Raw genomic sequence first — 19,351 nt, 5'->3', positions numbered from 1 at the left:
TTTATTTCTTTTTCCGACAAAATGAGACAAATCGGCAAAAACGCCCGCATTCTCCAGGAAGGCGGACGCTTTGTCCTTGATGGTTCAGATATGCTAGCAAGCTGCATCCCTCAAAACTTGAGTTCGGCGATCGCTTTTTTATATTTATCAATTCGGGCCTTATCTCTATCGGTCATCTCCGGCATGCGGCTGGTATCGCAATTATCCTCCAGATCGAGGAGTTTGACTTTCGTAGCCAGCGGATTTCGCTTGATTCTTAGTATAAAGCTTTCGTAGGTTTCATCCGCTCTTCGCGTCAAGTAGTCCAGCGCTTCGATCACGTTAAGGCTAAAGCCTTCGTTCTTCAGATCGAATAGCGTCATATCCGAATCCTCCACGACATCATGCAGGACGGCGACAATGGATTCCTCGGTCGTTACGGCTTTGCTGGCCAATCGAATGGGATGTAAAATATACGGGTTTCCGCCTTTATCGGTTTGACCGTCATGCGCCTTGGCAGCCAGCAGAATGGCTTTCGTTAATGTACTCATGTCTGCACCTTCATTCGTAAGTAGTAACGCTCCTATCATAGCATCGATACGATTCGGAAGCTATATGAGGAGGCTTACGGGAGGCGCCAATTTTAAATTATGAACGCAGGCCGGCCCGCTTCAAAGCCCCCCATTGAATCCGCTTTCAGAATATCACCCTCCATGAACAGCATCTTCTCCGCTTCTTGCCTGCCCGGCTTCAACCGGGGCAATCTCATCCAAGCAAACTTTACAAATCAATTTCCGTTTAAAATAATACGGCTCTCTCTCACTCCCGCAGAAAATGCAGTTCAACACGCATTTCGTTACGATCACCCGCTCTTCATCGCAATAAATCTTCACTTCGTCATCCGTGCCGATATTGAGCAAACGCCGCATCTCGATCGGTAGAACAATACGACCTAATTGGTCAACCTTGCGCACAATCCCCGTAGCTTTCATTGCCTCACCCTCTCAGTCTGCCCTTCTAAGTCAAAGGTCGTAGTTCTACTAAAATATTTCGTTCATTTTTCACTTATGTCAGGTATGTTTTACCAGTTCACATCGCCAAAAAATAGAAAATCCGCCTTACACAGGTTCCTGTGCCTTGGCGGATTTTCATATTTTTTTATTCATATTGCCTGCTCTATACACATCTTTGGCTTGCCGCGATTGGGCGGGTTTTACCAACCTTTATGACCGGATCGAGGCGGCGACCGCATTATGGAAACAATCCCGCAGCCTGGCAACGGATTTCTCACGGCCATAGTGAACTCTGTTGGTCAGAAGCACGGCGAAAACTTGCGAAGCCGGGTCCATCCACAAGGAAGTGCCGGTAAATCCCGTGTGACCGAAGCTCCGAGGCGAGAACCAATCGCCGGAAGCGTCCCATTTGTCACCCTTCAGCACCCAACCGAGCCCACGGTTTGCGTGTTCCAACTCCCGCGTATAGCTTCGCGTCGCCGCTTCGACCGCTGCCGCAGATATCAGGCTGCTGCCGTCGGCAAGACAGCCCTTGTTCAACCACATCGCGGCGTATTTGGCCGCGTCATGTGCCGTGGCGAACAAGCCGGCATGCCCGCTAACGCCGCCCATCGCCCAGGCGTTCTCGTCATGCACCTCGCCCCAGCGGCAGCTGCCCTGCATGAACTCGGTCGCGGCAATTTGCGGCCGCAGCTCCGCAGCCGGCCGGTAGCCGCTGCGGGTCATGCCCAGCGGTTCCAGCACATACCGGCGCGCAGCCTCGTCCAGCGGCAGACCGAACAGATGCGCCGCCAGCTCGCCCAGCACGATGTAATTGAAATCGCTGTATTCGTAACCGCCGCCGCACGGATAAAGCAAGGTCTCTTCCATGACCGCGGCTCTGATCTGCTGCGGGGTCCAACCGTGTGCGTGAAGGTTCTTGTAGGCTTGGAAGCCGGACGTATGGGTCAATAGATGCAGAATCGTCACTTCGCCTTTGCCGCCGGCGGCAAAGTCCGGAAAAAAACGGGCAACCGGGTCCTTCAGCCGCAGCTCGCCGCGGTCGATCAGCTGCAAAATAAGCGGCAATGTCACCATCACCTTGGTCAATGAAGCGCAGTCATAGATCGTATCTTCCGTTACCGGAAGCTCCTGCTCCTGCGTGACAATGGCGCGGCCGGCAGCGCAGGAACCGACGATGACGCCGCCCCGGCCTACGAGCGCCACGCCTCCGGGAATTTCGCCGCTGTCAATCTCTCGCTCCAGTAACCGGAAAGCGGCTTGGAGCTTATCAGGGTCCATCCCTTGCTGCTCGGGTGCGGTTGTCGGCAGTTGTTGTTCGGCGCGCATCTTATTCGAATGAACGGCGCGACGGCCACGAGCCTTGCAGCTTGCGAATGAACATGATCTGGCCCGTATGATACGCATCATGCAGGATCAGGCTGTTCACCCAGCGTCCTGCAGATTGCGTACGATTCGGGTATACATGCTCGAAGTCGTTCTCTCCCCACTGCGCAAGGCGTTCGCGGATGGCTAAATGAACCGTTTGCAAACGGGATAACGTCATCTCCCACGCTTCGCCGGATACGGACTCAACCGCAAACGTATCGTCATTCGTCGCATCCGGATATTCCATCTCTTCCCCGGTCATCCGTTTGAGCAATCTTTCTTTATAAAAAATCAGATGCTGCACATTTTCCCAGATCGTGTTGACGTGTTCGCCTGCAGGACGCCAATTGGCTTGCTCGGCAGTCAATCCTTTCAGCGCGTCCGTCAGTGGAGGATACCAGTCTTCCTTGTCATAGCAGCACTCCCAACCATGCAGCAAAAGCTCGACATTATTCATTAAACAGCCTCCCAATATTATCATTAGTAACCACCAAATATGAATTAACAAGTTACATGGCTAATTTACCATGGAATGATTTTCCGGTCAAGTAACTAGCAAAAATACTTTTCAGATGTTACACTGAAGCATAAAAAAGATCGGGGTCATGTCATATGCTTTGGGACGATTTACTGAACAGCTTGCATCGAGACTGGAGGGGCGACGGCGCAATCGATGACCGCTTGGATAACCCGGACTGGCTGCACCGCTGGCTTACGAGCCAGAACCTGAATATGGATCGTCCCCCGGAACCGGCAGAGCTGCAAGAATTGAAAGAACTGCGAGCACTGCTGCACCGAATCGTGACGCAATTCGTATCCAAGGCTATGCCGCATGAAGCGGATACGGAGGCGCTCAATGCGATTATGGCCGGCGGTCCGGTCATCCGCAAGCTTGTATCGGACGAGGGACGCTATCGCCTGGAATGGTATGGCCTTAACCGGCGATGGGAGCAAGTCCTGGCCGATATCGCCGCTTCCATGGCGCAATCGATAGCCAATGGCGAAACGTCGCGAATTCGGATTTGCGACAACCCGAACTGCCTCTGGGTATACGTGGACGAAACGCGCAACCGTTCCAAACGGTATTGCGATGACAAAATGTGCGGCAATCTGATGAAGGTTCGGCGCTTTCGGGCACGGCAAAAAGCCGCTGCCGACGCTCCCAAACACGATCACGAGTGATCATGTCCAAGATGTCGGCAGCAGCTTGGTTACCGATAATTCAAAGATTCGCAGCTGCCGATTTCCTTCGAATCATGCCTGTGCAAGGACCGATCGAACAGCCTTGCCGATTTCCTCATAGCTTGTGCAGCGGCATATGTTGGAACGCAGCCACTCCGTGATCTCTTCCTCGCTCGCTTGCCGTCCGGTCTGGGCAAGGGCATGTGCAACCATGATAAAACCGGGGGTACAGAAACCGCATTGAAAAGCGAAATGCTTCACAAAAGCTTGCTGCACGGGAGTGTCTCCCCCAAGTCCTTCGATTGTCGTTATACGCTTGCCGCGTGTCTCGATCGCCAGCATCATACAGGATTTGACCGGAACTCCGTCAACGATGACCGTGCAAGCGCCGCAATCTCCATTCTCGCAGCCGGCTTTGGCTCCCGTGAGGCCCAGCTGCTCGCGCAGCACACGCAGCAGCGTATCCGCCGAACGGATAGCGGCATGATGCGGCCGGCCGTTAACGAGCAGTTCCATCTCCCCCCTAACAATTCCTTCGTTCATGTTGCTTCCCCCCTCTCTTCCAGAGCGGTCATCACATCATATAACGTATTGCGCAGCACGAATGCCCGGTAGTCGCTGGAGCCAAGCAGATCGCTCATAATCGGCAGCGGCCAGCTTCGTATAACGTTCTCTACACGAACACCGAGCGGAAGCGTTCCCTCATTCAGGATGTTCTCCAAGCTGCGCGAACGAAACGGAACGGAACTGACACCGCTGAAGGCGGCGCGAACCCCTTCGCTGCTGCGAAGGGCGGCGATGCGAACGATGGGGTAGTCGATGCGTTCCATTTTGGTCTTTTTCACAGTGACGTAGGGTAGGTGCGTATAAGCGGCACCGGTAATCAACTGTACCAGGAGGTCTCCTCTCGCCAGCCGCGGTTGACCGTTCAGCAGCTCATGGACCGATATGCGGCGTACGCCCGCCGGACCGGCCAGCACGGCTTCGCTGTCCGCCAGCAAAAATGGCAGAAGTACTTCCCGGTATATGAAGGCTCCGCAGAGATTGCCGCCGAGCGTAATTCGGTTGCGGTTCGTACGATCCGCCACATCCCGCGATGTATCTGCCAGCAGCGGAAAGAAGCCGGACTCTTCCAGCTCCGTCAGCGTTAATGCTGCGCCAATCACGAGTACGTTCTCCTTCTCTCGAAGCTGCATCACCTTGCATTCAGCAATATCTTTCACATCGATGACTGCTCCTGTGCGAAGCTTATTCAACCGGGCCATGGAAATGATCTCCGAGCCGCCGGAATAATAGCGCGGCGCTTTGCCGCTCGCCTCGGCCTGCTGAAATAGAAAGACCGCCTCATCCAAGCTTGCCGGCTTATAATATTCGAAGTCGAACGAAATCATCGGCCTCCCCCTCTAGCCCGCCAAATCATCTCCGGCGTCAAAGGCAATGTGTCCAATTCGACTTCCGCCGCGAGAGACAAGGCGTTCGCCAGACAAGCGGGCATCCCGATGGTGCCATGCTCAGCGACCCCTCTGGCGCCATACGGTCCCTCGAGGAACGGCGTCTCCACGAATTCCGCCAAATAGGCAGGCGTTTCACCGTACCGTGTTACCTTGTAGGAACGCAGCTGCGGGTTCAGCACCTGGCCGGCCTGATTGTACAGCAATCCTTCACGGGTTGCGAAGCTGAGGCCCATATTCATGCCGCCGATGACCTGACCTCGCGCCGTGCCTGGATTGATCACCTTCCCGGCATCAAATACGGATGCCGCTTTGAGCACGCGATACGTGCATTCGCGGGTATCGAATTCCACTTCAACCGCTTGCGCGCCTAAGGTCCACTGCTGGCCCGGAACACCTTCGCCCGTCTGCGGATTCAGTCTGGTCGTGTCGCGGACACGGTAACGCCCGCGGCCGATCACGGGTTCGCCGACAGCGCGGCCGTCCAGGAATTGGAATCCGCTGACCAGCTTACTGATCTTCAGACTTATGATGGGATCGTCCTTCACGAATACCATCCCGCGTCCAACCTCCAGCAGCTCCGCCGGCATTTGCAGGGCAAGCGCAGCATTGTTTTTCAATTGATTGATCGCATCGTCAGCCGCGTCGAGCACTGCCCTGCCGACCATCATCGTCGAGCTGCTCGCAACAGTCCTCCAATGCTCCGGTGTAATCTGCGTATCGATGTCCATCTTGACATGGACCTGATCCATCCGCATTTGCAGCCGCTCCGCAAGAATCTGCCCCATCGCCGTGCGGTTCCCTTGTCCAAGCTCCACCGCGCCGATGCTAAGATTCGCACTGCCGTCATGGTTGAAGGTGACCGTTGCGCCGGAACCGGTTTCCACGGACATCCCGAACGCTTTCCATACACAGGCCATGCCTTTCGTCCTGACCGTGTGCGGACCCGTCTGTACATGCTGACCTTCCTCCCAATGAATCAGTTCCTTCAGCTTACGGATGCATTGGGCAAATCGCCGATGGAGCTGCTTGTAAGCGGAGTCTGCGTCGGGGTCGTATCGCCCGGCAAAATAGCGTTGTTGAGCCGAAGCGCTAACGGATCCATCTCCAGCCTTTTGGCCAGCCGGTCCATCGTCCGTTCGATGCAATAGAGCGCTTCCGTATGACCGAAGCCCCGGAATGCCGTAGCATAAGGGTGATTCGTATAGACGCACAAGGCGTCGCACCACACATGGTCGATCTTGTACGGACCCGTACAATCGACAGCCGCCGATTGCGTGACGGCCGCCCCCTCATCGGTGTATCCGCCTGTGTCGAACAAGAGCGTCACTTCAGCCGCCATCAGCTTGCCTTCTCGGGTGGCGCCGAGCTTCACTTTCGCCTCCAGACCGATATGGCAGGGGGAACTGACGATGTCGCATTCGCGGGAATTGTTGACTTTGACGGGCCGGCCGCCGCAAGCTTTGGAGGCCAAATAGGCGATATATTCGAGCTGAATCGACCCTTTACCGCCAAAGCCGCCACCGACGAACGGCACGTGCACGATGACCTTGGACTGGTCGACATGGAAGAAGTGCGCAAACGCACGTTTGATCGTATAAGGGTCTTGCGTTGAGCTTTGAATCTCGATCAAGCCGCCAGGCTTCACTTCGACAATCGCGCAGCGCGGCTCCATGGCGGCGTGATCGGACGTGTTGAAGGCATAGGTCCCTTCGACGGTCACCTCGCTTGCCGCCCAACCCGCAGGCATATGGCCTTTGCGGATGCGAACCCAGTTGCCGATATTCGTGTGTGCGACGGGGTACACGTCTCCCTGCTTCTCATAACCGGCTAATCCTTCATGAATTAGCGGCGCACCGGGCGCAAGGGCACTGCTCGGCGAATGTACGACCGGCAGCTGCTCGAACTCGGCGCGAATGCGGGCTGCCGCCTCCTTGGCCCGATGCTCCGATTCGGCAACGACGATGACGATCGGTTCTCCGTAATAACGAACTTTGCCGGAAGCGAGCGGCGGCCGGTCTGCCAGCATACTTCCGGTAAGAACAGCTATGTCATCTCCACGAATCACTGCATGAACGCCGCTCATTGCCTTGGCGCCGGAGACATCGATGGACTGGATCCGCGCATGGGCATAAGGGCTGGTCACGAGCCAGCCGTAAAGCAGTCCGGGAGACTGCGTATCGTTGGTATACTTCGCAACGCCGGTTACTTTCTCTTCAGATTCCAACCGCGGAATACTCTTTCCTATCACTGTCAAAGCGACACGCTCCCTGCTCATTTCCGACAATCTATTTTTATCATCATATCGGATAACAACTCGTCTTATTCCGTTGCTTCTTCTGCAGAGTACCGTCAAACATCCAATCCGATTTAGGTCCTGATACATACTTTACTTACATATCTTTCGAGAGGATGATGGACAATGGCGAAAATCCGGCAAGGAGACGGCGGCCCCGTACAATTCAAGCATCGAATGGAGGGGTTAACTTCGCGTGTAGAGGGACACCAGCATGCCTTCGGCAATTTGACGGACTTATTCATTCCTGAAGATGGCAGACACCGCCACACGTTCAGGGGCATTACAACGACAGCTGACGGCCATAGGCACTCCTATTCGGGACGAACCGGTTTAAATATCGGCTTCGGGGTCAATCATTTTCATCGTTTCTCGATTCAAACGAACATCGCGGACGGACATCGGCATCTTATTTCCGGTCGGACTACAGGCCTGATTCGCCTTGGCGGCCGGCTCGGTCACAAATTAATCATTGAAAAAGTCTTGCGCGAGCGCGTCAAGAAGTAATGCATGACAAAAAGGACTGCTCCTAGTCAACAGAACTAGTCGAGCGGTCCTTTTGCTTTTACCTTATCCAGCCTGTTTCTTCGTGCCGATCGGCAGAATCAAATCCACCGTCGTACCTTTGTCAACCTCGCTCCTGATCTGCAGGCTTCCTTGGTGGGCTTCGACGATTTTATGACAAACCATCAAACCTAATCCAGTCCCCTTCTCCTTCGTCGTGTAGAAAGGCTCTCCCAATACAGCGAGCCGCTCCTCGGCAATGCCGCAGCCCTCGTCCGTGAAACGGATGAAGACTTGGCTGCCGGCCGTTTGAAGTTGGATGACAATATTGCCGCCTTCCGGCATCGCTTCTATCGCATTTTTGAGGATATTAATGAAAACCTGCTTCAATTGATTCTCTTCGCAGTTAATCAGAGGCAGATCCGGCGCCATTTCCGTATGGATCACCACATTATTAAGAATGGCCTGCGTCTCTAGCAGAGAAATAACATCATGGGCAATTTTGCGGACGTCCTTCATTTGGAAGTGAACAATCGAAGGCTTGGCAATGACCATAAATTCGCTCACGATGTCATTGATCCGGTCCAGCTCCGAGATCATAATTTCGAAATAGCTCTCATACCCCGTCACCTTAGATTGCAATAATTGCACAAAGCCGCGCAGCGACGTAAGCGGATTGCGAATTTCATGAGCGACTCCTGCCGCAAGCTGCCCTACGATCGAGAGCTTCTCGGTTTTGAGCAGCAGCTCCTCGGTTCGTTTGCGCTCTGTGATATCTTTGGCAATCCCATAGACGCCGTTCACTTGCTCATGAATAATAATCGGCACCATTTTCAAGTTGATTTCGATGATTTTCCCTGTTTGGAGCGTAAGTGTCATTTCGATGCTGTTGGACTCACCTTTCAGCGCCCGGGCGAACAGCTGCAGCGCCTTCTTCTTGTCCTCCGCACGGACGAAAGGCGATAGCGACCGATAGCTGAATGCCGCCTCCGGGTAGCCTGTAATCTTCTCCGTAGCGTTATTGACAGAAGTGACGTTCCCTTTCAGATCAAGCGTGAAAATCGCATCTGGATTATGCTCGACAAGCGACTTATAGCTCTGCTCGCTTAGCTCCAGCATATCTTGCGCCCGTTTGCGCTCCGTGATGTCTCTGCACAACAGCTGTACGGCAGACGTGCCCAGGAATTCAATCGGCACCTCGCGAACTTCCACATCGATCACCTGTCGGTCGAGACGCAGAAACTTTTGATCCATCGGTTCCGTCGGCCGTTTGTCGTCATTCACTTGCTTCATTCGTTCCCGCGTCATACTCAAATAATCCGGATGAACAAAATGTTCCATAAGTCTTCCAATCAGCTCATCAGGATGCTGTGCACCAAGAACCTTCGCGCCTGCAGGATTAATAAAAACAATAACCCCGTTCGTATGTACAACGATCGGTTCTGGCGAGTGCTCTACCAGAATGCGGTATCGCTCTTCACTTTCCAGCAGCTGCTTTTTCAACCGTTTCAAACAAAAATATAAAATTAACGCCGTAACCCCGACATAAAACAATCCTTTGGATGAGTTAACGGAAACCGCCTCTGACGACTTCAGCGTTCGAACCAAGTGATCCGATAGAATGACCCAAAGACTGCCGACCAATACATAGATGCCTGTGACTTTTAATGCGGATTTGATTTTTTTCACTTCTTTTGGCTTGTTCTGCATTTCACTCTTCTCTTCCTTGACCATGCTGTGCGGCTAATAGTCTTCAAGGTTATATCCATAAGTATATCATTTAAAATGGAACTTGCTTATTGGATCTTTCTCCCAAATCGAATCTCACACATTCTATTGGACGAACATATAATAGAATAACACAGCTAGAAGGGAGGTCTTTCCCGATGAAACGTTCAGAGTCATTCAAAATTTGTCAAAAATATATGGGACGCGAAGTGGTTATCCGCACCACCCACGGCACTTATAAAGGAAAAATTGTTAAATTGGACAATAACAAAGTGTATTTGCAGCCGCTGCGGCCATCCAATAAAGCGCAAATCTCATTTTTTCCTTTTATCATTCCGCTCGTACTCTTCGATCTTCTAGCTATTGGTCTATTGGCTTCACGTCCGTTTTTTCCGTTTCGGCCGTTCTAACGATCAATAACGAACAACCTCATGCCATACGATGAGGTTTACTTGCAACATGACAAAAAAAAGACAGGGGGCTTGCTGCCCTCTGCCTTTTTGTTATTGCTCTTTCAAATATCCGCTGGCAAACTCGTAAAAAGCGCTAGCGTCTTCCCATTTCTGGAAGCCGGCTTGAGCTATTCTATCACTGCCTCCGCCTTTTCCGGCATATGCACCCAAATTCGCTTTGAGAAAAGCTCCGCAGGCGACAGGCGTTCCGCCGCTGTTCGCGAGTACGACCTTGTTGTCCAATTGCGATGCCAAAAGTACAGGAAGCTTGCTCTCCTCCGCCAGCTTCGCTGCGAGCATTTGCAAATCTTTCAATACCCTGTCCTCAAACACATGAGCAACAAAAGGATGCCCGGAGGACAACGTCAACAATTCCTGCGCCACATAAGCGTCGTTTCTTTCTTTGAGCTCCGAGAGTTCGGCTTGAAGCTGCTTATGCTCCTGCTCCCATTTCGCAATCCGATCCATAATTTCGTCTTTGCCGGTATTATACTTAACGGATAATGCGCCCAAAATTGTCATGCAATCATTGAACTCATCCAATGCCCGATAACCGCATTTGAAGTATACTCGCGTATTCCCCTTCTGCTTCTCGGATCTCAACAGCTTGATCATGCCGATCTCCCCTGTGGATGCAACATGAGTTCCGCCGCAAGCGTTGTATTCGATTCCTTGGATCTCCACAATGCGAATGCGCTCTGTTACCTTCGGCTGTTTGACGAGCGGCAGCTTGGCCAGCTCCTCTTCGGATACGAAAAAACTGCTCATCCTGCGATTCCGATAAATTTGCGCATTCACTTCCCGTTCGAGCGCTGCCAGTTGATCAAGCCGCAGTTCCGGCAGCTCGATATCGATGGTTGCATAATCGGTCCCAAGATGAAAACTGAGCGTCACCGCTTGATACATCTCGCGGCAGACGGCTGATAACAGATGCTGGCCGCTATGGTGCTGCATATGATCGAATCTTCGTGCCCAATCCAGCTTACATGCAACCGAACTGCCATCCGGCAGGCTCGCTACTTTATGCAGCACCTTCTCCTCCTCGCTGACGACATCGAGCACCGGCATTCCGCCGATCTCCCCTTGGTCACAAGGCTGGCCGCCCCCATGCGGATAAAAGGCCGTGGCCTCCAGAACGAGGTACCATCCATCCTCTCTTGCCAGCACCTCGCTGACCGTCGTTTCCCATTCTTGGATATAAGCGGAATCGTAATAAATCTTCTTCGTCATCGCTTGCTTCCTTTCTATTCTATGGCAGGCTTGCCGCGGTGAAGCCATCTTTCCATCACCACATAGTCCTTGCCGCCTTTGGTGAATTGTTGATCCGTTGCTTTCAGGCCGAACTTCTCATAGAAAGCGGCCTTATGGCTCCTGGCATTGCAGAAAATGCGCGTCACGCCGGCCTTCGCCGCCTCTTCAAGCACATAACTCAGTAACCGGCTTCCATAACCACGGCCTTGACTCGCATTCTTTGTCGCAAATTTGCGAAACTGCGCCTCGCCGCCCTCGATGAAGAGAGAGACGACAGACTGGAGCTCTTCCCCGTCATAAAGCCCATAATGCATCCCCTTATCGTCATCCGCAAGCTTCACATAATCCAGCTCACGGTCCGGCCACATCACCTCATGACGCAGCTGCCATGCCAGCTCTTGAGAAACCGTTCTAATTTCCACTGCTTTCTCTCCCTCTATTGTTGTTACTTCCCTCTCAGCCAGAGCTTGTCCACACCATACGCCATGGCTGTTCCGAAAGCATAACGTACGAGATCTATCCATAGAAAGCCTCTGCCCAGCACCAACGCACCCAAAGTGGTACTTCTCAGATCGGTCATCCACACCGACTGATTCAGTTGACTGAACTCAATACCGAAGCTGAAAAGCAAGGTAAGCGCCGCAGCCAAGCCCAGCTTCTGCCGTTTGTTCATCATCAGCCGAATGCCGAAATAAACCATGCTGGCCCAAAGCATATCCCCCGTGTGTTCAGCCCAAAAAGTCGGAAGATAGGAAGCGAACCTTCTTGAAGCCAGCCCCAGCATCATCGCGATGACCACTGCTGCCCCGTATCTTATCATCGTCTACCTCACCCTATGTAACGTATACGTTTTATTGTAGGGGAAGTTGAGCATTTTAGCCACCCTCGGCCATAGCTGCATGCAAAAAAAGCCAACCAGAAGAATTCTGGATGACCTCATCCTATGAAAAGCCGCCTTCGGGGCAGCTTTCCGTTATAGCTATAGTCTAGCTTAGCGCGCTTTCCTTTTCCTCCGATGGAACACGAACCACGCGATACCGATCCCGCCCGCCAACAGCAGCGCGCTGAAAAAAAGGATATAACTCAAATGAAATATATTATTAATGGGAATCCCTCCTGTTCATAGGCTTGCTCGCTCAGGAAAGCCGTGCGATGCCAGCGAGATGATCCGCCATGCCGATTCGCCGATCACCAAATCGAACTCACAATACGCCGTATCTTCGTGCAGCTCGCATGCATGCAATTCATAATCGGCATTCCCGATTCGAAAAGAAGCTGAATCCTCGCAATATGAGCATGCTTCCGTCTTTATTGTATCCATTAACCCAATGTCCCCCACCGCTCTAAATTATCATTAATTCATTATGCCCCATTGGCGGGATTTTCATACTGGAAAATAAACCTTCGCGATATTACGCGCTTGTCAGGCATGAAACTTGTCCCCCGCACATACTATGGAACTAAGCAAATGAAGCGTTTACATGAAGGAGTTGATGTCCATGTTCGACCCCAAAGAATGGACCAAACAGCTCAAATCCATTCACGGCATCGTAAGAATCATTTACGTCAACGAACATACCGGCCTGGCGAAATTGCGCAGCACATTCACCAAAGAGCAGCAAAAAGCGCTCGAACGTGAAGATAAAAAGCTATCCCATTCTTGAAAATGAAAAGAACGCTCTTGCAGCGTTCTTTTTTTGTTGCGTGTGCGCCGGCCCCGGAGGGCAGGCGGCGCAGTGCGAAGGACGTGCCTGCGCACAACGTGTGGCTCCCAAGCGGAGGCGACAGCCGCTTGGGGCCGGACGTTAGCCGGGGGCGTGCCGCCGGGGCTGTCCGCCCGATCGACGTGCCGGGCGTACGGCGCTCGCAGGCGGAGCTAACGGACACAGGAGACGCTAATTGCGCGGAAATCGCCGCTATGCGGAGCTAACGGACACAACAGCCCCTATTTGCTGGATTTCGGGGCGAAATCGGGCAAATGAGGGCAAATAGCGGCGCTGGTGTCCGTTAGAATGAGAAGGCGGACCGGATTCCGCCAATAAGGTCCGCTGTGTCCGTTAGCTGGCTCCGCGCCGCGAAAAAGGCTGCGCGAGGCTGCGTAGGGCTGTGCGCCCGATCGGCGAGCCCACCGCGCGGCGCTCGCAGGCGGAGCTAACGGACACAGGAGACGCTAATTGCGCGGAAAGCGCCGCAATGCGGAGCTATCGGACACCACAGCCCCTATTTGCCGGATTTCGGTGCGAAATCGAACCAAAAAGGGCAAATAGCGGCGCTGGTGTCCGTTAGAATGAGAAGGTTCCGACAATAAGATCCGCTGTGTCCGTTAGCCGGAGGCGTGCCGCGCAATGGGCTGCGCGAGGCTGCGTAGGGCTGCGCGCCCAATCGGCGAGCCCACCGCGCTGCACCGCAGGCGGAGCTAACGGACACAGGAGACGCTAATTGCGCGGAAATCGCCGCTATGCGGAGCTAACGAACACCACAGCCCCTATTTGCTGGATTTCGGGGCGAAATCGGGCAAATGAGGGCAAATAGCGGCGCTGGTGTCCGTTAGAATGCGGAGGCGGACAGGATTCCGCCAATAAGGTCCGCTGTGTCCGTTAGCCGGCTCCGCGCCGCGCAAATGGCTGCGCGAGGCTGCGCATGACTGTGCGCCCGGTAGCCAAACCGACCGCACGGCACCCGCAGGCGGAGCTAACGCCCTCCGCCCTCCCGCCAACGCTGCCGAGCTATATCCTGCTCATCAGCTGCCGCACCTTGGCAGCGGTATCCGATCCCGGCGACGGCGTATACACGCTGCACCGCAAATCCGTCTGCCCTTGAATCTGCAGCGTCGTCAAATCAAAGAGCAGCTTCCCGACCTTCGCATGGCGGAATTCAATCAACACTTCAGGCGCGCGGCTAACGTCGCTCTGATTCCAGAAAGCCCGGAATTCCGGATTCCGCTCGCTGATCCGTTCAATAAACTCACTGTACCAATTGTCCCCCACATATTGCCCGTAATAAGATCGGAACATCGCCAGAAACCCCCTGGCGAAATCCCGCCAGTTCACCGCCAGAGCCTTCAGCTCCTTCCGTGTAAAAAGCAGCCAAATGAGATTCCTCTCCTCCAGCGGAACTCCGGCAAAATCCAAAAACATCGCCGCAGCCGCCGAATTCCATCCGACGATATTACAGCGGCGATCGGAGATAATCGCAGGGCAATCCCGCAGCTCGTCCACGATGCGGCGAAGCGCCGGCGTCACCGTCGGCGTCTCGTCCACAATCGCCGTCGGTGCGGGCTGCTCAAGAGCCAGCATGAACAAATATTGGCGCTCATCTTCATTCAACTGCAAAGCAAGCGCGATCCGGTCCAGCACCTGAACCGACATTTTGATTTCCCTGCCCTGCTCCAGCCAGGTATACCACGTCGTGCTCACACCGGCTATCGCCGCCACTTCCTCCCGGCGCAAGCCCGGCGTCCGTCTCCGGCTCCCGCCCAGCAGCCCGGCATCGCCGGGCTTCAACCGGGCCCGGTGGGCGGTCAGAAACTCCGACAGCTCCTGCAGCCGTTCCTTCGTATTCATGGTCATACCTCCCTATAAGTGCATCCTAGAAGCTATTATACCAGTATAAACTATAACTTGTAATAGGATAACAACTGTGACATTCTAATGGCATAACAGTAGAACCTAATCCCCATGCACATATAAATAAGGAGGAAATAGCATGAAACGTGTTGTGATTACAGGAATGGGAGTCATCACTCCCCTCGGTCATCAAGTGGATGTATTTTGGGAGAAGCTGACAAGCGGCACCTCCGGCATTACCCCAATCGATCACATGGACGTCTCCGGATACAAAGCCGGCATTGCCGGCGTCATTCGGGATTTCGACGCCGAGGCCGCCGTAGGGCGCCGGGAAGTACGGCGCATGGACCGGTACTGCCAATTCGCCGTTGCCGCAGCCAAACAGGCGATCGACGATGCCGGCCTCGAGATCAACGCGGCCAACGAAGAGCGAGTCGGCGTCTACATCGGCTCCGGGATCGGCGGCATCCATACGATGCTGGACAACTACCGGACGCTGCTGACCCGCGGCCCCGGCCGCGTCAGTCCGACCGTCGTGCCGATGATGATCGCGAACATGGCCGCTGCGCAAGTCAGCATCCTGTATGGCGCCAAAGGGCCTTCGCTCGCGCCGGTGACCGCTTGCGCCACAGGCAATAACGCCATCGGCGAAGCCTTCAAGCTGATCCAGCGCGGAGGCGCAGACGCCGTCATTGCCGGAGGCGCCGAAGCGACGGTCACCGACCTCGCGCTGGCGGGCTTCGGCAATGCGACGGCACTGTCGACGCGCGAGTGTCCGCCGCAGCAAGCCAGCCGCCCGTTCGATGCGCAGCGCGACGGCTTCGTCTCCGCCGAAGGCGCCGGCGTGCTGGTGCTGGAGTCGCTCGAGCATGCCGAGCGCCGGGGCGCCAAGATCCATGCCGAGCTCGTCGGCTATGGCTCAACCTCGGACGCCTACCATATCGTGGCGACCGATCCGGAAGGCTTGGGCGCCTACCGAGCCATGCGCGATGCGCTCGCGGACGCCGGGGTGGCAGCTGAGGAGCTGGACACGATCAACGCCCATGCGACAAGCACGCCGGCCGGCGATCTGTCCGAGACGCTTGCCATCAAGCGGCTGCTTGGCCGCAGGGCCTACGATGTGCCCGTCAGCGCAAACAAATCGATGCTGGGGCACATGCTGGGCGCAGCAGGCGGCGTGGAAGCGGTCGCGCTGATCAAGACTCTGCAGGACGGCATCATCCCGCCGACGATCAATCTCGATCATGCCGATCCGCAGTGCGATCTGGATTATGTGCCTCACCGCGCACGCACAGCCGAACTGCAATACGGCTTATCGAGCTCGTTCGGCTTCGGCGGCCATAATGCCGTCCTCGTTTTCAAAAAATACGGCGCTTAACATAACGCAGATACAGCAAAAAACCCTTACCGGGCAAACTAGTCAATTAGTTCGCCTGTAAGGGTTTTTCCTATGGTTTAAGCAGCAATAAGCGGTCATCGCTCGCGCCCGGACTGCCTCGGCCGTCGGTATTGTTCGTGATTACATACACATCGCCGTTATGCAGCTTCACATCCCGGAGCCTGCCTTCCCCCTCCAATTTGGTCGTCAATTGATTGGCTGCGGGATTATACTTATACAGCTTCTGCCCGCGCAGCGTTGCGAACAACAGCTGTCCATCGGCATCGACCGTCATGCCCGAAGGGGCGATCGCCGTATTGCCGGTATGGTACAACGGGCTGACCATGCTCTCTTTCTTCGCGCTGCCGATGATGAGCGGCCACCCGTAATTTTTCCCTTTTTCAATGAGGTTAATCTCATCATGCCCTCCCGGATCCCCCGACGGACCATGCTCCGTGTTATACATCCGGCCCTGCTTGTCCCAGACGATGCCTTGCGGATTGCGATGGCCGTAAGTATACACGTAGGACCCGGGAAACGGGTTATCCGCAGGCACTTTGCCATCCAAGGTCATGCGCAATATTTTGCCCGCCGTACTTTTCATATCCTGCGCCAGCATGTCGTTGCCTGAATCGCCTGTCGTCACATACAGCATCTGATCAGGACCAATGGCTAACCGCCCGCCATTATGGGTGTAGGCTCCCGGGATGCCTTCGAGATACGCTTTGACCTCTTCCCAACCGCCGTTTTTCTTCTGCAGCATGATGACGCGATTATAGGCTTTGCCGCCTTCTTCATAGGTATGATAAGCATAGGCCTGTTTCGTTTTCGCAAAATCAGGAGACAATTGGAGACCGAGGAATCCGCCTTCCCCTTGATGCTTGACCGGCTTTTTGAGCTGCACCTTTTGCCGGGTGACGGAATCGCCGCTTATTTGGACAATATGGCCCTCCCGCTCGCTCACATAAATCGTATCCCCGTCAAACTGGATGGACCAAGGAATTTTCAAGTGCTCCGCAAGCACCGTGTAGGCTCTAGCGGCGGCGGGCTTGCTGTCCGCTGTTTTCACTTGGTTCTCGGAATCGCTGCTGCGTGTACAAGCTGAGCACATGATGGCTGCAGCCATCAGGATCGTTCCCAAACGACCGGCTTTCATCCCACTTGTCCCCCTCACATCCTAATTTTATCCAATAAGTAAAATCCATTATAACGACTCCGGAAAGGGAAGTACAGCTGCATCCATGTAAGATAAAAAGAGAGCCCCCGCAAGGTCAAATCGACCTTATTTGGCGCTCTCTGCGGTTATTTTTTCACATTTTTCGTAAAATCCCATCCGCCCGTCACTGTCGTTACTTTGCCTGTCGGTCCAACCATATTGTATTTGATAGCGATAGAACCATAGCTCAACTCAATCGTTTCATTCGTCTCATACATGCTGAACGAGCTCACATTCACTTTTTCCAAATCGATCGTAATGACAGGCTTCCTGTCCTCGCTGCCTGAAGGCACGAAAACAATTTGGCCTTTCTCTAGCGATTTGGCCGTGACGGTGTTCAGAAACAACGGAATGGACGAGGCGTCAAAATTTTTGTTCAGCAAAATGGTGCTGGGCACGGCTTTGCCTGCCGATGATCCGGCTCCGCTAGTGCTGGCGCCCGCTGCCGTATTGTGGACATCGAAGGAGAAGGACTGAACTTCAATCCACTTTTCAAACCCTCTGGCTTGAGATTCGCCTTCAATGCCATCCAGCTTCAAATACACATCGTACTCTTGGCTTTCGGCTGCCGCTGCAGGCCATGCGCCGAAGGCCATAACCAACAAGCTTAGCAGTACAACAACATACGTGTACTTTCGATAACGGACCTTGTTCAAACGATCACTCCTCATTCGTGTTACGATATGTATCCATCATCTCACTATATTGGAAGTAATGCTCTTTTATGCATATCGGGCAAAAAGAAAGTGCCGTGTTCGCCACGGCACTCCTTCTTCTCATTATGAGATCAAGCCGAATTCCCGGCCGACCTTCTCCAAGCTTCCAAGGGCAACGGCAAGATCCGCTTCCGTATGCTGCGCCGTCACAATCAGCCGAACGCGGCCTTTGTCCATCGCGACGGTCGGATAAACGATGCCTTGCGCGAAGATCCCCTCCTCGAGCAGGCGGTCAGAGAAACGCATCGTTCGTGCGGGGTCCCCTACGATGATCGGGATGATCGGCGTTTCGCTGGCGCCGGTATCGAAGCCCAGGCGCTGCAGCGAGCTCCGGAAGCCGTTCGCATTATGCCACAACTTGGCGACCAGATCCGAACTCTCGCGCAGCACCTGAATCGCAGCTAAGCATGTAGCTGCAACGGCCGGCGGCTGCGACGTGCTGAAGAGGAACGGCCGCGCGGAGTGGATCAAATGCTCTTTCAGCAGCTGGGCTCCGGCGACATAGCCGCCTACGGCGCCGATCGCTTTGGACAGCGTGCCGATCTGAATATGGACGCGTCCGTGCAGGCCGAAATGGTCGGTCGAGCCTTTGCCGTTCTTGCCCAGCACACCGCTGGCGTGCGCATCGTCCACATACACGATGGCGTCATAAGCTTCCGCCAATTGCACAATGTCCGGAAGCGGCGCAATGTCCCCGTCCATGGAGAACACGCCGTCGGTTACGATGACCCGTTTGCGATGATTTTGTGTATCTTTCAGCACGGCTTCAAGCTGATTCATATCCTTATGCGCGAAGATCCGGCGCGCCGCCTTCGTCAGGCGAATGCCGTCGATGATGCTTGCATGGTTCAGCTCGTCGGAGATCACGACGTCATCCGCGCCAAGAATCGCAGACAATGCGCCCTGGTTCGTCGTGAAGCCGGACTGGAAGACGAGTGCCGCTTCCGTGCCTTTGAAGGCTGCGAGCTCCAGCTCCAGCTGTTCGTGAATATCCAGCGTCCCCGTAATCGTCCGCACCGAACCGCTGCCGACGCCGTATTTCTCGATGGCGGCGATTGCCGCCTGCTTCAACCGGGGATGATCGGTCAGCCCCAAATAGTTGTTGGAGGACATTTGGAGAATACGCCGCCCGTTCAAATTCATCCAGGTGCCGGAGCCGCTCTCCCATACTTTGATCGTACGGTACCGGCCGTCCCGCTTCCAGCCCTCGATATCTGCCGCCAAATCGTTCAAATAATGCATGACGAACCT

At 54.3% G+C, this 19,351-nt stretch carries 21 protein-coding genes and 1 pseudogene; 6 read left to right on the top strand and 16 right to left on the bottom strand.

Annotation, left to right across the window (positions count from 1 at the left end):
• Positions 1–110: 110 nt before the first annotated feature.
• The 4 genes from J2X61_RS07585 to J2X61_RS07570 all read right to left on the bottom strand — a co-directional run bounded on the left by J2X61_RS07585 (position 111) and on the right by J2X61_RS07570 (position 2,817).
• Positions 111–530, bottom strand: coding sequence for a GTP pyrophosphokinase (locus J2X61_RS07585; RefSeq protein ID WP_310186985.1), 420 nt, complete (start codon positions 528–530; stop codon positions 111–113).
• A 153-nt stretch (positions 531–683) separates the two neighbouring features.
• The gene (locus J2X61_RS07580) at positions 684–971 is read right to left on the bottom strand and encodes an AbrB/MazE/SpoVT family DNA-binding domain-containing protein (protein ID WP_274468658.1); all 288 of its coding nucleotides are present in this window, start codon (positions 969–971) and stop codon (positions 684–686) included.
• Positions 972–1,202: 231 nt separating this feature from the next.
• Positions 1,203–2,321: a serine hydrolase domain-containing protein gene (locus J2X61_RS07575; RefSeq protein WP_274468657.1), complete on the bottom strand. Its 1,119-nt coding sequence runs from the start codon at positions 2,319–2,321 to the stop codon at positions 1,203–1,205.
• Position 2,322: 1 nt separating this feature from the next.
• Positions 2,323–2,817, bottom strand: coding sequence for a DinB family protein (locus tag J2X61_RS07570; RefSeq protein WP_274468656.1), 495 nt, complete (start codon positions 2,815–2,817; stop codon positions 2,323–2,325).
• Positions 2,818–2,972: 155 nt separating this feature from the next.
• On the opposite strand from J2X61_RS07570, the gene J2X61_RS07565 reads away from it, so the two are divergent.
• Positions 2,973–3,542, top strand: coding sequence for a CGNR zinc finger domain-containing protein (locus tag J2X61_RS07565; RefSeq protein WP_274468655.1), 570 nt, complete (start codon positions 2,973–2,975; stop codon positions 3,540–3,542).
• Between the two features lie 72 nt (positions 3,543–3,614).
• Here J2X61_RS07565 and J2X61_RS07560 read toward each other — a convergent pair whose 3' ends face one another.
• The 3 genes and pseudogenes from J2X61_RS07560 to J2X61_RS07550 all read right to left on the bottom strand — a co-directional run bounded on the left by J2X61_RS07560 (position 3,615) and on the right by J2X61_RS07550 (position 7,271).
• On the bottom strand, positions 3,615–4,085 hold the full coding sequence (locus J2X61_RS07560) for a (2Fe-2S)-binding protein (RefSeq protein ID WP_396135411.1): 471 nt from the start codon (positions 4,083–4,085) through the stop codon (positions 3,615–3,617).
• A complete protein-coding gene (locus J2X61_RS07555; protein WP_310186982.1) occupies positions 4,082–4,933 on the bottom strand; it encodes an FAD binding domain-containing protein in 852 nt (283 codons plus the stop codon). Before J2X61_RS07555 ends, J2X61_RS07560 begins: the two co-directional genes overlap by 4 nt.
• A pseudogene (locus J2X61_RS07550) lies at positions 4,930–7,271 on the bottom strand (xanthine dehydrogenase family protein molybdopterin-binding subunit). Before J2X61_RS07550 ends, J2X61_RS07555 begins: the two are co-directional and overlap by 4 nt.
• A gap of 144 nt (positions 7,272–7,415) precedes the next feature.
• On the opposite strand from J2X61_RS07550, the gene J2X61_RS07545 reads away from it, so the two are divergent.
• Positions 7,416–7,796 carry a YmaF family protein gene (locus tag J2X61_RS07545; RefSeq protein ID WP_274468652.1) on the top strand — a complete coding sequence of 127 codons (381 nt, stop codon included), beginning with the start codon at positions 7,416–7,418 and terminating at the stop codon, positions 7,794–7,796.
• 63 nt (positions 7,797–7,859) lie between these two features.
• On the opposite strand, the gene J2X61_RS07540 is transcribed toward J2X61_RS07545, so the two are convergent.
• Entirely contained in the window at positions 7,860–9,503 is a 1,644-nt protein-coding gene (locus J2X61_RS07540) for a PAS domain-containing sensor histidine kinase (protein WP_310186980.1), read from the bottom strand.
• Between the two features lie 176 nt (positions 9,504–9,679).
• On the opposite strand from J2X61_RS07540, the gene J2X61_RS07535 reads away from it, so the two are divergent.
• Positions 9,680–9,931: a hypothetical protein gene (locus J2X61_RS07535; RefSeq protein ID WP_274468649.1), complete on the top strand. Its 252-nt coding sequence runs from the start codon at positions 9,680–9,682 to the stop codon at positions 9,929–9,931.
• Between the two features lie 93 nt (positions 9,932–10,024).
• On the opposite strand, the gene J2X61_RS07530 is transcribed toward J2X61_RS07535, so the two are convergent.
• The 4 genes from J2X61_RS07530 to J2X61_RS07515 form a co-directional block, all read right to left on the bottom strand.
• The gene (locus J2X61_RS07530; protein WP_310186977.1) at positions 10,025–11,203 is read right to left on the bottom strand and encodes an alanyl-tRNA editing protein; all 1,179 of its coding nucleotides are present in this window, start codon (positions 11,201–11,203) and stop codon (positions 10,025–10,027) included.
• Between the two features lie 14 nt (positions 11,204–11,217).
• Positions 11,218–11,592 (bottom strand): GNAT family N-acetyltransferase, encoded by a 375-nt coding sequence (locus J2X61_RS07525; RefSeq protein ID WP_396135417.1) that lies wholly within the window; start codon positions 11,590–11,592, stop codon positions 11,218–11,220.
• A 77-nt stretch (positions 11,593–11,669) separates the two neighbouring features.
• Positions 11,670–12,044, bottom strand: coding sequence for a ribosomal maturation YjgA family protein (locus J2X61_RS07520; protein WP_274468646.1), 375 nt, complete (start codon positions 12,042–12,044; stop codon positions 11,670–11,672).
• 300 nt (positions 12,045–12,344) lie between these two features.
• Positions 12,345–12,545 carry a hypothetical protein gene (locus J2X61_RS07515; RefSeq protein ID WP_274468645.1) on the bottom strand — a complete coding sequence of 67 codons (201 nt, stop codon included), beginning with the start codon at positions 12,543–12,545 and terminating at the stop codon, positions 12,345–12,347.
• A gap of 178 nt (positions 12,546–12,723) precedes the next feature.
• Between J2X61_RS07515 and J2X61_RS07510 the strand changes: the two genes are divergently transcribed.
• Both J2X61_RS07510 and J2X61_RS07505 read left to right on the top strand, forming a co-directional pair.
• Positions 12,724–12,888 (top strand): hypothetical protein, encoded by a 165-nt coding sequence (locus tag J2X61_RS07510; RefSeq protein ID WP_274468643.1) that lies wholly within the window; start codon positions 12,724–12,726, stop codon positions 12,886–12,888.
• 2 nt (positions 12,889–12,890) lie between these two features.
• Entirely contained in the window at positions 12,891–13,154 is a 264-nt protein-coding gene (locus J2X61_RS07505) for a hypothetical protein (protein WP_310186972.1), read from the top strand.
• A 796-nt stretch (positions 13,155–13,950) separates the two neighbouring features.
• Here the strand turns inward: J2X61_RS07505 and J2X61_RS07500 are convergent.
• A complete protein-coding gene (locus J2X61_RS07500) occupies positions 13,951–14,787 on the bottom strand; it encodes a helix-turn-helix transcriptional regulator (RefSeq protein ID WP_310186970.1) in 837 nt (278 codons plus the stop codon).
• A 142-nt stretch (positions 14,788–14,929) separates the two neighbouring features.
• Here J2X61_RS07500 and fabF point away from each other — a divergent pair, with 142 nt between their 5' ends.
• On the top strand, positions 14,930–16,168 hold the full coding sequence (gene fabF, locus J2X61_RS07495) for a beta-ketoacyl-ACP synthase II (protein ID WP_310186968.1): 1,239 nt from the start codon (positions 14,930–14,932) through the stop codon (positions 16,166–16,168).
• A gap of 70 nt (positions 16,169–16,238) precedes the next feature.
• Here the strand turns inward: fabF and J2X61_RS07490 are convergent, their stop codons facing one another.
• The 3 genes from J2X61_RS07490 to J2X61_RS07480 all read right to left on the bottom strand — a co-directional run bounded on the left by J2X61_RS07490 (position 16,239) and on the right by J2X61_RS07480 (position 19,342).
• Positions 16,239–17,324 (bottom strand): PQQ-dependent sugar dehydrogenase, encoded by a 1,086-nt coding sequence (locus tag J2X61_RS07490; protein WP_310186965.1) that lies wholly within the window; start codon positions 17,322–17,324, stop codon positions 16,239–16,241.
• A gap of 146 nt (positions 17,325–17,470) precedes the next feature.
• Positions 17,471–18,040, bottom strand: coding sequence for an Hcp family type VI secretion system effector (locus tag J2X61_RS07485; protein ID WP_310186963.1), 570 nt, complete (start codon positions 18,038–18,040; stop codon positions 17,471–17,473).
• 123 nt (positions 18,041–18,163) lie between these two features.
• Positions 18,164–19,342: a glycine C-acetyltransferase gene (locus tag J2X61_RS07480; RefSeq protein WP_274468636.1), complete on the bottom strand. Its 1,179-nt coding sequence runs from the start codon at positions 19,340–19,342 to the stop codon at positions 18,164–18,166.
• Between the last annotated feature and the right edge of the window lie 9 nt (positions 19,343–19,351).

It is taken from the genome of Bacillus sp. 3255 (assembly GCF_031456485.1).
Lineage (GTDB): Bacteria > Bacillota > Bacilli > Paenibacillales > NBRC-103111 > Paenibacillus_E.
Note: the sequence above shows the minus strand (reverse complement) of the source record. Positions and strands in the feature narration are given on the sequence as shown.